This window comes from Devosia sp. YR412 (genome assembly GCF_900110945.1).
GTDB lineage: Bacteria > Pseudomonadota > Alphaproteobacteria > Rhizobiales > Devosiaceae > Devosia.
The window spans coordinates 1-14884 of the sequence record NZ_FOFL01000004.1 but is presented as its reverse complement, the minus strand read 5'-3'; the positions used below and the strand labels follow the sequence as shown (position 1 = coordinate 14884).

Here is a 14884-nt window from a genome sequence, read left to right as displayed (position 1 = left end):
CTAGCCGCCGAAGGCCAGCGGCAAGTCGAACACCCATGAGGCGCGGTTGGCGGCCGGGGGAATGCCGGGGAAGGGCGCGGCGCGGCTGACGGTGGCGAGGCCGGCCTGGTCGACGGCGCTATTGCCCGAAGAACGGCCGATGCTGATGTCGGTGACCTGGCCATTTGCCAACACGGTGAAGCGAACGACCACCTCACCGCTCGGGCCGCTGTTGCTGCGGAGGGCCCGGCGCAGTTTGCGCAGCACTTCGCTGGGATATTTCGCCACTTCGGCATCGCCGCCATTGCCCGAACCGACCTGCGGCGCGGCGCTGCCGGCTGAGGCGACGGAATCGGCATTGTTGCGGCCGCCATTGCCGGCAGTGCTGGGCGGCGGGGTTGTCGCCGGGCGCGGCGTGGCCTGCTGGGTGGGCTGGGGTTTTGGCGGTTGCGGCTTGTGCACGACCGGGGCGCTGGGGCGTGGGCGGCTCAGCGTCTGGGGGACGGGCGCGAGTTTGACGTCTTCGCTGGAGATCGGCTCGATGGTTTCGGAGGGCGCCGGGGCGACGGGTTGGCTGGTCAGGCTGCTGACGGCCGTGGAGCTCAGCATGGCCATTTCCATCGTGGATTGCACGGGCTGGACAGGCTCGGGCTGTGGTTCGGTGATTTCGAGGGCCGCGGCTTCGAGCGGCTCGGCGGATTCGGCGGCCAGGGGTTCGGCGGTGGCCTCGATCACCGGCTCTGCCGTTTCGGGCGGCAAGGGCTCGACGGAAGTCTCGGTGACCGGCTCTTGGGTTTCGGGCTCGACGGCTTCGACGGTCTCGGTGATCGGCTCGACGGTTTCGGCTTCGACCGGATCAAGCACCGGCGGCGTCGTGCTGGCGGCGCCGGAGGAGACCATGTCGGCCGTGGCATCGCTCTGGATGACCTCGGTGGCATTGGCTGAAACCGAGGACATGGTGACAATGCTGACGCTGACCGATTCTGCGGCGGGCGCATCCTCGGGCGCGGGCCAGGCAAAGCCGATCAGCGCAGCGCCAAGCACTGCCGCATGGACCAGGGCGGAACCGGAAAGCGCGCGCTGCATCAGGGGCTCGACTGCCGCTCGGTGATGAGACCGATCTGGCCATAGCCGGCCGCCGACAGCGCGCCCATGACTTCCATGATGGCGCCATAGGCGGCGGTCGCGTCGCCGCGGACATAGATGCGTTCGTCGGTACCTTCCACCACCAGGGCTTCCACGGAAGAGACCAGCGTATCCAATGTGACCGGTTCGCTATCGATGGTGATGGCGCCGTCGGGGGTGACGGTGACGGTAATCGGCTTGCGTTCCAGCGGCATGGCCTGCGCCTGGGTCTGCGGCAGGTCGATCGGCACACCCATGGTCATCAGGGGGGCCGCGACCATGAAGACGATCAGCAGCACCAGCATGACGTCGACCATCGGCGTGATGTTGATATCGCTGATGGCCTGGGTGCGAGCGCGGCCGCGCTTGCGACCGCCCTTGGAGCCGCCAACGGACATGCCCATCAGGCTTTACCCGCGTCGAGCTGGCGCGACAGGAGCGCGACCAGCCGGTCGGCAAAGGCTTCCAGCCGGCCGATCAGCTTGCCGGCGTCGGCGTTGAGCTTGTTGAAGGCAATGACGGCCGGGATGGCGGCGAGCAGGCCCAGCGCCGTGGCGAGCAGGGCCTCGGCAATGCCGGGTGCGACGACGGCGAGGCTGGTGTTTTCGGCCGAGGCAATGGCGGTAAAGGCATTCATGATGCCCCAGACGGTGCCGAAGAGGCCGATGAACGGGCCGGCAGAGCCGATGGTGGCGAGAATGCCGAGGCGCTTTTCGAGCTCGGCGCTCTCTTCATTGACGGCTAGGTCGAGCGCGATTTCGAGCCGGCTCTGCAGACCGCCGGCCGTGGCGGCCTGCTGGGCGTGGCTCTTGTCCCATTCTTCCATGGCGGCGAGGAAGACGGCGGAGAGACCGGACGCTTCGGTGCCGGCATAGTCGGTGCGCAGCTCCGCCAGCGGTTTGCCGGAGGCGAAAGCGCGGTCGAAGGCAGCCATGTCGCGGCGCGCCTTGCCATAGGTAGCGACGCGATTGGCGATGATGGCCCAGCACCAGACCGAGGCCAGCAGCAGGCCGATCATGATGGATTTGACGATCCAGTCGGCCTGCAGGAACAGGGCCCAGATGGAAAAGCTATGCGCGGCGGTTTCCATGATCAGATACCGAAGGTGACGTCGAGGCGGGTATTGGTCTTGAGCGCGTCGAGGCAGATGCTGGGCGGGGTGATCTCGCCCTCGCAGGCGCTGATGTCGTTGACGAGCACGCGGCCGAGGTTCTCGCAGGCAAGGCCGGCGAGCTGGAACTGCAGCACCTTGGTCTTGCCATTGCTGAGGTCCTTGAAATCCAGGGTGACGATGCGGTCGATGGCGCCATTGGGGTCGAACAGCGCCAGTTCCACGGCGGCGCGGTCGAGCTGGCCGCCCAGCTCATTGGTGGCGAGGAAGCTGACGCGGCAACCGGCCTCGGTCGGTTGCAGGGCATTGAGCTCCAGCGTGAAGGCGGGCGCGGGGGCTGCGGTTTCCTGGGCGAGGACGGGCGCGGTCAGAAGCGTAAGGGTCAGCAGGGCGGCGAAGGGGCGATGGGTCATCAGGCAACCTTGGGGATGGAAGCGGGCGCCGCGTGGCGACCGGCGGACTGGGGGAGAACGAAGGGCATGCCGGCGGGCGGGGTGGCGCCGACGCTGAGCCGGCAATCGAATACCGTTTCGATCAGATCGTCAGTCAGCACCTCGGCCGGCGTGCCGTGGCCGGCGACGCGGCCCTCGCGCAGGGCGACGATGGAATCGGCATACATGGCAGCCAGGTTGAGATCGTGCAGGATGGCGATGACGCCGCCGCCGGCATCGGCATAGCGACGGGCGACATCCATGATCATCAGCTGATGCTTGACGTCGAGGCTGGAGACCGGCTCATCGAGGAAGAGATAGCGCGGGGCGCCGTCGAGTACGGGCGTCCAGACCTGGCAAAGCACCCGGGCCAATTGCACGCGCTGCTGCTCGCCACCGGAAATCTCCCCGTAATATCGCCCGCCGAAACCGGCGAGATCCACCGAGGCCAGTGCCATTTCGGGCAGGCGCTTGTTCATCGACAGCGGCACGCCGGAGCGGCCGGCGGTCAGGCCCATGGAGACCACTTCATAGACGGTGAAGGGGAAGGGCAGGCTGCTCGACTGCGGCAGCACGGCCCGCAGCGCGGCGGCCTGCACCGGCGACATGTCCATCAGATCATGGCCGTTGATGCGGACCGTGCCGGTATAGGCGTTGTCGCGGCACAGCGCCTTCATCAGCGTGGATTTGCCGGAGCCGTTGGGGCCGATGACGGCGGTGATGGCGCCGGGTGCGGCAGAGAAGGAAATGTCGTGCAGGATCTGGCGATGGGCGAGATGGACCGACAGGGCGCTGACTTCAATCATGGCATCACCAGGCAAAGGCCGCGCGCTTGCGCAGCAGGATCCAGAGGAAGAAGGGGCCGCCAAAGGCTGCGGTGATGATGCCGATCGGCAGTTCGGCCGGCGCCACGATCAGCCGGCTGATGGCATCGGCCATCAGCAGGAACGAGGCGCCGAGCAGGGCCGTGGCCGGCAGCAGGTAGCGATGGTTTGGGCCGATGATCAGGCGCAGCAAATGCGGCACGACGATGCCGACAAAACCGATGCCGCCGCTGACGGCCACCGAGGCGCCAGTGGCGCCGGCCACGGCGACAATGGTCATCAGCTTGAAGCGCTGCACTGGCACGCCGAGATGGGCGGCCGTGGCTTCGCCCAGGGTCAGGGCATTGAGACCCTTGGCGAGGAAACCGGCGGCGATCAGCGAGGCGATAATGATCGGGCCGGAGGCGGCCATCTTGGTCCAGTTGGCGCCCGATAGCGAACCGAGGCCCCAGAAGGTCAGGTCGCGCAGCTGGCTGTCGGTGGCGACATAGACCAGCACGCCGGTGATGGCGCCGGCCAAGGCCGCGATGGCAATGCCGGCCAGCAGCATGGTGGCAATGGCGGTCTGGCCGCTGCGGGTGGCGACGCGGTAGAGAATGAAGGTGGTGATCAGCCCGCCGACAAAGGCGGCGATCTGCAGGCTGTAGATGCCGAGCAGACTGGTCAGCGGCGCCAGCATGGTGGTGCCCAGCACGATGATGCCGACGGCGCCAAGCCCGGCGCCGGCCGAGACACCGACGAGGCCGGGATCAGCGAGAGGATTGCGGAACAGGCCCTGCATCAGCAGGCCCGAGACGGCGAGGGCGGCGCCCACAAGGGTGCCGAGCAGCATGCGGGGCAGGCGGATATTGTAGATCACCGCATGGTCGCGCAAAGCCTGTTCTGCATGCTCCGGCACGACGCCGAACCAGGAGCCGATAATGCTCCAGGCGGACGCGCCGGAGGCGCCGGTGGTCATCGAGACCACCATCATGACCAGCAGCAGGACGGCCAGGACGACGATGGCAAGGCGCCCGAGATTGCTGCGATCACCCGCCGCCCTTTCGGGCGACGCGCCATCGTGCTCGAACATGGTTGCTGCACTCGCCATCGTCCGGTTCCTAGTTCGCGCCGTAGAGCAGGTCGAAGACTTCGCCGGCGGCCGCCGCCGTGCGGGGACCAAAGCCCAGCAGATAGGCGCCTTCGATGCGATGGAAGGCGTGGTTCTGGCCGGCGGGGGTCAGGGCGATGGCGGGGTTGGCCGCGAGGTCGGCGTCGCTTGCGCCGTGGTCGCCACCGCGATCCATCATCAGGATGACGTCGGGCGCGGCGTCGATGATGGCTTCTTCGGTGAGGGCCTTGTAGCCGGAGTATTCGTCGATGGCGTTGACGGCGCCGGAGAGGGCGATGATGCCGTCGGCAGCGGTGCCGGTGCCGGAGGCCTGGATCTTGCCGCCTTCGGCCGAGAGGATGAACAGCACGCGCTTGGGCTCGGTCACCACATCGGTGCGGGCGGCCAGCTCGGCAAACTGCTGTTCGATTTCAGCGGCAAAAGCTTCCGCCTTGTCGGCGACGCCCAAGGCCTGGCCCACGGCGCGGATCTTTACCAGCACGCCATCAGCCGAATAGCTTTCGGGCACCGTCTGGTACTCGACGCCGGCATGGCTGAGCACTTCGAGGGCTTCGGGCGGGCCGCTGCCTTCGATGACGAGGAGGGCAGAGGGGCTAACCGACAGCACGCCTTCGGGCGCCAGCTGGCGCATGTAGCCGACGTCTGGCAGGGTCAGCGCGGCTTCGGGGAAGAGCGCGGTCTGGTCACGGGCGACCAGCTTGCCCTCTTCGCCCAGCGCATAGATGATTTCGGTGAGCGAGCCACCGATGGAGACGAGGCGCGAGGTATCGGCGAAGGGCTTGAGCTCCTGCGCCGAGGCGCCGGAGAGGCCGAGGGAGAGCGTCAGGAGAGCCGCGCCGGCAAGGCGTGTAGTGAAAAGCGACATGGTGACCTCAGGCAGCGTTGGACTGGTTGTGGAGGGGCAGCTGTTCGACGGCAGAGCGCCAGGCGGCGCGCTCGTGATTGCCTTCTTCGCGCTTGCCGAAGAACTGGATGATCAGCTCGCGGTTGGCGTCATAGACTTCCACCGAGGTGATGTGACCGTCGCTGGTCGGCTTGCGCACGGCCCAGACCGAAGCGATGTGGTCGAGACGCAGGTGGAGATGGAAGGTGTCGTCCATCACGTTGAGCCAGGGACCCATCGGCTTGACCGTGGTGATCGGCCCGGCGTGAATCTGCACGCAACCCTGGTTGTTGACGAAGACCATGATGGGCAGGTCGCTGCCGGCGACGGCCGAGAACATCTGCTCCACGGCCGTTGCGTCGAGCTGCCAGGCGAGATCTTCGCCGACCAGCTCCAGCGCGTTGAGGCGGTGCAGGTTGAGCTTTTTCAGCATGCCGAAGAACTGATGCGTATCGGTCAGCGCCTGCCACTGCTCGCGCAGGGCGGCGACATCGGCGGCTTCGCCGAGGGCGGCGACGGGGGCTGCCGGCGTGGTGGTGATGGTATCGGTCTGCTCGGCGTGGCGCAGGTTGGCGACCAGCAGCGACCAGGCCTCGAGATTGGTAGCCGGGCGGGCATGCACCTTATGCACGGCATGACCCTGGGCATCGAAGAACTGCAGCGAATGGCGCACGGCACCGTCTTCGCCAGCCTTTTCCACGGCAAAGCCAAAGGCCCAGCGCGAGGGGAAGATGCGCAGGTCGATCTGCTCGCCCAGCACCATGGAAGCCATGGGGCCGATGACGACCTTCTCGTAAGGACCGATCTTTTCGTGCACGGCGCTTTCATTGCGGGTCAGCGCCATGACCTCGCCTACTGCGGTGAGGCCATTGAGCAGCACGCCGACATCGGGGTTGAGGCGGATGGCCGAGCGGCCGACTTCGGCGGCAACCAGCTGGGCTTCGGAAATGGAATGGATGCGGGCGAAGTCGCGTTCGCGCATTTCCGGATGCTGGGCGCGCAGGCGGCGGATGTCGTCGGCAGTCTTGGCAGCGGTTTCAGTCAATTCGGGCCCCTATTTGGTCAGGATCAGCTTGTCTTGGCGGGTGACCCGCAGGCGGTACTGTTCGCCGTGGTGCTCGATGACCACTTCCGTTTCGCCATGAAAGAGCGCGTCGCTCGCAATCACCTTGCGGGCACCAGCTTGGCGTGAAGGGAGCGCGGGCTCATCGTCGACGGGCATAAATAGTCCTTTGAGATCATACTCATACGAAGACGGTGAGAAGGTTCCGTGCAAGACGCATAAAACTTGACTTCCATAGACACCTTATTTACTCAGCGCAATAGGTGATCACGAAAGTCATATTCTGACGCGGTCGCAGCGAGCCAGCCAACCGCCAGCCAGCACAAAGAATTCAAGAAAACTGGAGTTTGAAATGGGGCTGGTACAATCGCGTGCCGTCGCACTGATGTGCGGCGTGGCGTTGGGGGCGGTTGCGCTGCAGGGGGCTGCGGCACAATCGAATGTGAATACGACCAATGTGACGTTGCTCGAGCGTCTGGTGATTGGTGCCGGCGCGCCCAAGGTGGCGATCAACACGCCGCAGGCCGTGACGGTCGTCAGCCAGGCCGACATCGATCAGAAGCAGGCCAGCTCGACTGGCGAAATCTTTGACGAAATCCCGGGCGTGACTATGGTCGGCTCCGAGCGCGTGCTCGGCGAGTCGTTCAACATCCGCGGTATCGGCGCTGCCGAAACTTCGGGCGACGAAGCGCGTATCGCGATCACTGTCGACGGCGCCAAGAAGTTTTACGAACAGTACCGCATGGGTTCGTTCTTCTCCGATCCCGAGCTCTACAAGCAGGTCGAAGTGCTGCGCGGGCCGGCGTCCTCGACGCTTTATGGCGCTGGCGCCATGGCTGGCGTGATCAACTTCACGACCAAGGATGCCTCGGACTTCATCCGTGATGGCCAGACCGGCGCTATCCGCGTCAAGGGCAGCTACAATTCCAATGGCAATGGCACGCTGGTTTCGGGCCTGATCGCCCACCAGATCAACGAGACCTTCGAAATTCTGGCCACTGGCAATTTGCGTCAGTCGGCGGTGCAGACCCTGGCCAATGGCGGCACGCTGCCGGGCTCGGAATTTTCGGCGTGGTCGGGCCTGGTCAAAGGCACGATGCATCTCGATGACGAGCAGGTCGTACGTCTGTCCTACCAGCAGTGGGCCACCAATGCGCTCAAGCAGGACTACGCCCAGACCGGCACCATTCCGCTGACCAATCCGCAGAATTTTGGCCAGATTGATCGCAACGTGGCCGATAAGACGGCTGTGCTGAGCTACGAAAACCCGGCGTCCGACAACGACATGCTGGATCTCAAGGTGCAGCTGTCCTATTCCGACACGACCGTTGCCCAGCGCAATCCCACCGTCAATATCGGCACGATCGGCGCTGCCGATTACGGCTATGGTACGACCCAGCTCAACGCCCAGAACACCTCGAAATTTGCCGGCGAAGGCTGGGAGAATTTCCTGACCTATGGCGTGCAGGCAAGCCATCAGGTTCGTACGGCAGCGCCTGTCGGCGGCGGCGTAATCACCACGCATCCTGAAGGCACGTCGACCAATGTGGGCGTCTTTGCCCAGTCAGAACATACAATCAACGATGCGCTGACCCTGATCGGTGGTGCACGCCTCGACTATTCTAATCTGGTGCCGAGCTCGGCGCTGACCACCACGACGCCGAATAGCCAGTGGGCGTTCTCGCCCAAGCTGGCGGCTCTCTATGCCTTTAGCGACAACTTCAATGTCTTTGGCTCGGTGGCCCATACCGAACGCATGCCGACGCTGGACGAAATGTTCCAGTATTCTGGTACGCGTACGGCTAACCTGAACCTGCGCAAGGAATCGTCCGACAATTTCGAACTGGGTTTCGGCACCACTGCCTATGACCTTGTGGAAGACGGCGACTCGCTCGGCTTCAAGGCGACCGGCTTCTATAACAACATCACCGACGGTATCCGCTCCAACCCGCGTACAGCCAATGCGCCGTATTTCGTCAATATTGCCGGAATGCGCATCTGGGGCGTCGAACTTGAAGGCGCCTATGAGTCCGAGCAGATGTTTGCCCGGTTGGCCTACACGTTCACGCGTGGCGACTACACCCAGCCATTCGTCGGTGCCGGTGGCACTGCTGCAACCAATGCGTCCAACACGCGCAATGTTGGCGATCCGGTTGATACTCTGCCGCAGGACAAGATTGTCGCCACGATCGGCGGCCGTCTGCCGGAATACGATATCGAGTTCGGCACCAAGGTTACCCTGGCCGCCAATCCGATCGTAGCGGTTGACACTGTGCCGGCGTCTGCCAAGCCGACCGGTTGGGCATCGGTCGACGTGTTCGCCAGCTGGAAACCGGAAGGCGGCCAGTTCAAGGGCCTCGAGGCACAGTTCTCGGTTGAGAACATCTTCGACGCCGACTACCGCGAGAACCTCTCGATGGACCGCTCCAAGGGTCGCACGTTCAAGGTCACCCTAGCCAAGCAGTTCGACTACTAAGACCTCAAACTTCTCAGACCAAATCCGGCCAGCAGCCTTCGGGCTGCTGGCTTTTTCGTCTGTGGGACCAGGTCATGGATGGAACCGCAGCGGCCGGGTTCCGTTGACCTTCGCGATCACCAAGCGTCACCATGATCATTCCAGACCCAACACGTCCGCCGGAGGACGAATTGCAGCTTGCGCCGGAGGAGGCTGACCTCTGGTCCATGCATCGTGCTGCGTCGCCGTTGATCGGCACCGCTGTCCACAATGGCCATACGGTTCGTAGCGATCTCGTCGGGCTGATGGCGCTGGATGCGGCGGGGCGGTTGCGGGAGGAAGATCCGTTTACCGAATATACCATTCGCGATATGCCGAACCGGGTGGTTTTTCATCGCTCGCGGTTCGAGATTGATCTCAATCGGGCGCGGGATGGCGCGGTTTACTTGACGCCGGAGCAGGCCTGGGGGCTTGAGGTTTGGGCGGAGCTGCCGGGTGCCGAACTGGTAGCGGCGTCGTTACGGATTCACGATGCCTATTATGCGTCACTCAAGCACATGCTTAGCCAGATCGAGGCAGAGTTCGGCGGGTTCGTGCTGCTCGACATGCATAGCTATAACCATCGCCGCAATGGGCCGGATGGCGCGCCGAGCGATCCCGCCGAGGCGCCCGTGATCAATATCGGCACGTCGTCGATGGACCGGGCGCGCTGGGCCGATGTGCTGGACCCGTTCATCGACAGCCTGCGCAGTTTCCAGTTTCGCGGGCAGGGGATGGATGTGCGCGAGAATGTCGCCTTCCAGGGCAAGGGCGAGCAGACGCGGTTTGTGCATGAGCAGTTTCCCACAACCGGCTGCGCCATCGCGGTCGAGTTCAAGAAGGTGTTCATGGACGAGTGGTCCGGAGAACCGGATCGCGAAGCGCTTGTCGAGTTGCGCCGGATGATCACCGCATCATTGCCGGTGTTGCTGGCAGCGCTCAGGGCGCGCGGATGAGCGGGTCATCGGACGAGAGTTTGCTGAGCGAGCTTGCGGCGGCGCTTGCGGCCGGGCAACCCATCCGCAAGGATTTTGGCCGCGGCGAGCGGCTGCATATCGATCGGCCGATGCCGTTTCTTGTGGTGCAGGTGGGCCGGGCGCGGCAGCCGGCGGCGCGGGACATTGTCACCGCCAGCTCGGCCTATCTGCTTGTCGGCAATCTCAAGCTGGCCAAGGCGATCATCGCTTTGGTGGAAGCGGAAATGCGGCAGCAGTTCGGGGCGTTTTTCGTGCTCGATGTCGGCGAACTGGAGCGCGACCGGCTGGCTGGCGACGCTGACTATCTGCCGCCGTTCGAAATGACGCTGTCTGCCTCGGGCGATGCCGGGGCGCGGGCGGCGGCGGCGGCCTTCAGTGCGGCGACGGAGAAGGTGCGGGCCAAATTCCGCACGCCGCAGATTGCGCGGCCGAGCCTTGCCGATGATATGGCGGCGAAGCTGGCGCGGGTTATGCCGAAGCTATCGGTAATGACGCTGCGCTTTGCGCCGATCTATCGTGTGCCGGAATCAGATGCGGTCTATCCGCAGCTGCGCGAGCAACTGGTGGCCAATATCGTCGATGCGGGTCTGCAGGCCGCTGCGGCGTTTGCGGAAAGCACCAAGAGCCTTGCCATTTCCACGCACCGAGCGCTGGGGCGCCGGGCCTTCATCGATGCGGTGAGCCGCGCCGACAAGGCCGTGGACGAGGTGGCGCAGAGCTTTGACTTCTTGCTGGCCGTGACCCCGATCAATGCCAAGGCGGCTTGGGACGAGTTTTCGAACTCCGGCTTCGAGCGGGCGCCGACGCTGCTATATCGACCGCTAACGGTGGCTGTGGACCAGCAGAAGAAGCGGCTGTTTTCCATCGGCCTCGATCATTTCGAGGACCCGGTGCTCACGACGCTCTACCGCGAAAAGCAGCAGGAGCTGGATCTGCAGCTGACGCTACTGGCGGCGCGGGAAACGCCGCGCTTTGTCGAGCTGGGGCGGGCGCTTTATGGGCGGGTGGAGCCTGCTCTGCTAACGGCAGCGCAGGCGATTCTGGATGGCACCAAGTCCGAGCGTGGCAAGGGGCCGGGCGAGGATGCGGACGTGGCCTTCCTCGAGCGGCGCGCCAAGGCGATGATCAAGAGCTATGCCGGGGAATCAGCGCAGTTCGACGCGACGGTGGAACTGCGCGACGACCTGCCGGGCGGCATGATGGTGTCGGGCGGCAAGCTGCTGATTGCGCGCAGTACGGTGATGGCCAAGACCCGCGTGGAAGCGTTGCTAAGCCACGAAGTTGGCGTGCATCTGCTGACCTATTTCAACGGTTCGGCCCAGGGCTTGCGGCTGTTTCGCTCGGGTCTAGCCGGTTATGAAGGCGTGCAGGAAGGCCTTGCCGTGTTGGCGGAATATCTGGTCGGCGGAATGACGCTGGGCCGGTTGCGGCTGATTGCGGCTCGGGTGGTCGGTTGCGCCATGATGCTTGAGGGCGCCAGTTTTCCGGAGTGCTATCGGCGCATCCGGGAGCTTGGGCTGGCCGAGAGTTCGGCGTTCAACCTGACCTTGCGCGTCTACCGCGGCGGCGGGTTGGCCAAGGATGCGGTCTATCTGCGCGGGCTGCTGGAAGTGCTGGCGCATTTGCGGTCGGGCGGTGCGCTCGATCCGTTCTGGATGGGCAAGATTGCCGCCAGCCATTTCCGCATCATGCAGGAGCTCGGCACCCGGGGCTTGCTCAAACCACCTCAGCTTACCCCTGCCTTCCTTTCGCATCCGCAGGCCAATGAACGGCTGAAGAAGGCAAGGGCAGGCATGAATCCGGTCGAAATGATCGGCAGCTAGGAGCGTCACATGCGCATTGCATTCTTCGTCAATTCGATCGAGGGCGAAACGGTCAATTATTCGACCACTCACCTGGCTCTGGCCGCGCTCAATCGCGGGCATGAGATCTGTTATCTGACGCCGGGCGATTTCGTGCTGCGGCCGGATGACAGCCTTGCGGTGCGGGCGCTGACGCTGCCGTCGAATAAATACAAGAAGGCCGAAACCCTGTTCAAGGACCTGCAGGGCGGCGAGACCAGGGTCGAGCCGATCGACATCAGCGAGATCGATGTCCTGTTGCTGCGCAATGACCCGTCGGAAGATGCGGCGGACCGGCCTTGGGCAGCACAGGTCGGGGCGATCTTCGGGCGGCTGGCGGCGGCGCGGGGCGTCATCGTACTCAATGATCCCGATGGGCTGATCCGGGCGCAGAACAAGCTCTACTTCCAGGAGTTTCCAACCAGCGTGCGCCCGGAGACGCTGATCTCCAAGAGCATCGACGAGATCAAGGCCTTCATCGAGAACCAGAAGAAGGGCGTGATTTTGAAGCCCCTACAGGGTTCGGGGGGCAAGAATGTCTTCAAGATCGCCTCGCCCAAGGATTCCAACCTCAACCAGATTTTCGAGGCGGTGAGCGGGGAGGGCTATCTGATTGCGCAAGGGTTTATGCCCGAGGCATCGGCGGGCGATGTGCGGTTTTTCCTGATGAATGGCCGGCCGCTGCAGCGTGATGGCAAATATGCCGCCTTCCGCCGGGCGCCAGCCAAGGACGAGATTCGCTCCAACATTCATGCCGGCGGCAGTGCCGAGACCATCGAGGTCACCGACACCATGCTGCGGATTGCCGAAACGGTGCGGCCCAAGCTGATCCAGGACGGCATGTTCCTGGTGGGGCTGGATATCGTTGGCGACAAGCTATTGGAAATCAACGTGTTTACGCCGGGCGGGCTCAACAATCTGTCGCTGATGTATGACGTGGATTTCACCCAGACGGTGATCGCGGCGCTGGAGGAAAAGGTGGCGATCAAGGCGGCCTATGCAAGTAGTATCGGCAATCGCGAGTTGGCGACGCTATAGGCGGCTTCAAGTCCGCGTGATGCGGGTGATCCGCGGTAACCGCGGGCGCATATAGGACGAATAGGTGAGCATATCGCCCCCTGAGGATTGCCCATGGCCCGCTCTGCTTCTGCCGCCGTCGCCCGCATTCAGCCCCGCCGCAGCGTGCTTGCGGCCATGCTGCTGCTTCCCGCACTCGCCTTCGGCCTGTGGAACCGGCCTGCGCACGCCGAGGAAAAGCCTGTCGAAATTCCGGCGCCGGCCATCGCACTGGCCGAGACGGGCACAACGGCGACCGCCGTGTTTGCCGGCGGATGTTTCTGGGGTGTGCAGGGCGTGTTCCAGCATGTCACCGGCGTCAAAAACGCAGTGTCCGGCTATGCCGGCGGCAGCGCCGAAACCGCCACTTATGATCTGAGCAGCACCGGGACGACCGGCCATGCCGAGACGGTGGAAGTGACTTATGATCCTTCGGTGGTTAGCTATGGCGAGCTGCTGCAGATCTATTTTTCGGTGGCGCATAATCCGACCCAGCTGAATTATCAGGGCCCCGATCACGGCACGCAGTATCGCTCCACAATCTTCCCGGTGGATGACGCGCAGGCCGAATTTGCCAAGGCCTATATTGCCCAGCTCGATGCGACGGGCCTGTTTGGCGCGCCCATCGTCACGACGATCGAGCCGCTCAAGGCCTTCTATCCGGCCGAGCAGTATCATCAGGATTTCCTGACGCTGAACCCGACCTGGCCCTATATCGTCTACAACGACCTTCCTAAGATCGCGGCGCTGAAGAGCCTGTTCCCCGACGCCTATCGCAACGAGCCGGTGTTGGTCGGCACGCTCTAGGATGAACTTGGCGTTGCCGGGGTTGTGATACTTCGGCAACGCTTGTCACCTGCCGCATTTTGGCCGCTGGAGGGTCAGGTTTTCGCCGGTTGAGCCGCGCAGAACCTTGGCGGAACGGACGCGATCAGCTCGCGTTGTTCAGACCACGGGTCGACTTGCAGGGAGACGGCGATGCGCTTGTTCAAAATCATCACGCTGACAGCGTTGGGCAGCACGGCTTCCATGGCCGGCGCCTTTGCGGCAGACCTGATCACCGTCCCCACCAGCACGTCCCCTGTCGAAATGCCGATCTATGACGATGCGGGTTTTGACTGGAGCGGTTTTTACGCTGGTGTCTATGGCGGCGCGCAGAATGGCACGACCAGCGGCACGCAATATGGTCTGGGTGTCCAGGCCGGCGTCAATGCGCAGTTCGACTTCTATCTGCTGGGTGCCGAAGTCGCCGTCCATGGCCTGACAGGCGGCACGACGGCCGAGACCAGCTACGGCCAAATTCTCGGCCGTGCGGGTCTGGTGGTCAGCGATGACGTGCTGGTTTATGCGGCCGGCGGCTATGGCATCGACCTCGGTCCGCCCGATGAGCAGGACCTGTTGCTGGGTGGGGGCGTGGAACTCGCCGTGACCGATAGCATCTCGGTTGAAGCGCAATATCTGCACGGCTTTCCGCTCAATGGCGGCGGCAATGCCAAGGACCAGTTCACGGTCGGCGCGAACTTCCACTTCTAGTCCGAACCGACTTTTTATATGACGAATCGCGGCCCTGTATTTGCGGGGCCGTTTGCATTTTGGATGGCCTTTTGAGCGACTCAGTGGGGCCCGGTTTGCACCACCGCAGCGCCGCAAAGATGAGTCCAATTCGTGCAATTTGTATCAAACTGGGTCAAATGCGCGGCAATGCTGCAACACCTACCCCTAATTGGTCACTCCAGCTTAGCCAAACTGCCCAATTTAGGGGAGCCAAGGGTTGCGTCGCGCGTTGGGCTGATGCATCTAGTCGATCGACTACGGTTAACTCTATGGGAGTGCAAGATATGTTCGCACGTTCGCTTTCTCTCGGTGTGGCTGCTGCCGCGCTGCTCGTCGGTGGTGCTCAGGCAGCCGACCTCATCATCCCGACCACGCCAGAGCCGATCTATGAAGCTGCTGGCTTCAACTGGGAAGGTCTCTATGCAGGCGTTCGCG

15 protein-coding genes are annotated in these 14884 nt (G+C 63.7%); 6 read left to right on the top strand and 9 right to left on the bottom strand.

The features are described 5' to 3' along the window. Genes BM045_RS13795 through BM045_RS13755 form a run of 9 tightly spaced genes read right to left on the bottom strand, consistent with a single transcriptional unit; the run spans position 1 to position 6686 of the window. Positions 1-1065: an energy transducer TonB family protein gene (locus tag BM045_RS13795; protein ID WP_092184261.1), complete on the bottom strand. Its 1065-nt coding sequence runs from the start codon at positions 1063-1065 to the stop codon at positions 1-3. Beyond that, positions 1065-1508 carry an ExbD/TolR family protein gene (locus BM045_RS13790; RefSeq protein ID WP_092184259.1) on the bottom strand — a complete coding sequence of 148 codons (444 nt, stop codon included), beginning with the start codon at positions 1506-1508 and terminating at the stop codon, positions 1065-1067. The genes BM045_RS13795 and BM045_RS13790 overlap by 1 nt, the downstream gene beginning before the upstream one ends. Then, positions 1508-2194, bottom strand: a complete 687-nt coding sequence (tolQ, locus tag BM045_RS13785) for a protein TolQ (protein ID WP_092184257.1) — start codon at positions 2192-2194, stop codon at positions 1508-1510. Before tolQ ends, BM045_RS13790 begins: the two co-directional genes overlap by 1 nt. 2 nt (positions 2195-2196) lie before the next feature. Next, entirely contained in the window at positions 2197-2628 is a 432-nt protein-coding gene (locus BM045_RS13780) for a hypothetical protein (RefSeq protein ID WP_092184256.1), read from the bottom strand. After that, the gene (locus BM045_RS13775) at positions 2628-3452 is read right to left on the bottom strand and encodes a heme ABC transporter ATP-binding protein (protein WP_092184254.1); all 825 of its coding nucleotides are present in this window, start codon (positions 3450-3452) and stop codon (positions 2628-2630) included. Before BM045_RS13775 ends, BM045_RS13780 begins: the two co-directional genes overlap by 1 nt. Before the next feature lie 4 nt (positions 3453-3456). Then, a complete protein-coding gene (locus BM045_RS13770; protein ID WP_244523005.1) occupies positions 3457-4560 on the bottom strand; it encodes a FecCD family ABC transporter permease in 1104 nt (367 codons plus the stop codon). A gap of 10 nt (positions 4561-4570) precedes the next feature. Next, on the bottom strand, positions 4571-5446 hold the full coding sequence (locus BM045_RS13765; protein WP_092184250.1) for a heme/hemin ABC transporter substrate-binding protein: 876 nt from the start codon (positions 5444-5446) through the stop codon (positions 4571-4573). 7 nt (positions 5447-5453) lie between these two features. After that, positions 5454-6509 carry a hemin-degrading factor gene (locus tag BM045_RS13760; protein ID WP_244523004.1) on the bottom strand — a complete coding sequence of 352 codons (1056 nt, stop codon included), beginning with the start codon at positions 6507-6509 and terminating at the stop codon, positions 5454-5456. A 9-nt stretch (positions 6510-6518) separates the two neighbouring features. Next, positions 6519-6686, bottom strand: a complete 168-nt coding sequence (locus BM045_RS13755; RefSeq protein WP_092184248.1) for a hemin uptake protein HemP — start codon at positions 6684-6686, stop codon at positions 6519-6521. A gap of 193 nt (positions 6687-6879) precedes the next feature. Here BM045_RS13755 and BM045_RS13750 point away from each other — a divergent pair, with 193 nt between their 5' ends. The 6 genes from BM045_RS13750 (at position 6880) to BM045_RS13725 (ending at position 14428) form a co-directional block, all read left to right on the top strand. Next, positions 6880-9003, top strand: coding sequence for a TonB-dependent receptor domain-containing protein (locus tag BM045_RS13750; RefSeq protein ID WP_092184246.1), 2124 nt, complete (start codon positions 6880-6882; stop codon positions 9001-9003). 170 nt (positions 9004-9173) lie between these two features. Further along, on the top strand, positions 9174-9977 hold the full coding sequence (locus BM045_RS13745; protein ID WP_348271254.1) for an N-formylglutamate amidohydrolase: 804 nt from the start codon (positions 9174-9176) through the stop codon (positions 9975-9977). Further along, positions 9974-11821: a flavohemoglobin expression-modulating QEGLA motif protein gene (locus BM045_RS13740; protein ID WP_092184242.1), complete on the top strand. Its 1848-nt coding sequence runs from the start codon at positions 9974-9976 to the stop codon at positions 11819-11821. Before BM045_RS13745 ends, BM045_RS13740 begins: the two co-directional genes overlap by 4 nt. 9 nt (positions 11822-11830) lie before the next feature. Continuing rightward, on the top strand, positions 11831-12877 hold the full coding sequence (locus BM045_RS13735) for a glutathione synthase (protein ID WP_092184240.1): 1047 nt from the start codon (positions 11831-11833) through the stop codon (positions 12875-12877). Between the two features lie 156 nt (positions 12878-13033). After that, positions 13034-13702 (top strand): peptide-methionine (S)-S-oxide reductase MsrA, encoded by a 669-nt coding sequence (gene msrA / locus BM045_RS13730; RefSeq protein ID WP_244523017.1) that lies wholly within the window; start codon positions 13034-13036, stop codon positions 13700-13702. Positions 13703-13873: 171 nt separating this feature from the next. Continuing rightward, positions 13874-14428, top strand: a complete 555-nt coding sequence (locus BM045_RS13725; RefSeq protein ID WP_092184236.1) for an outer membrane protein — start codon at positions 13874-13876, stop codon at positions 14426-14428. Positions 14429-14884: the final 456 nt, after the last annotated feature.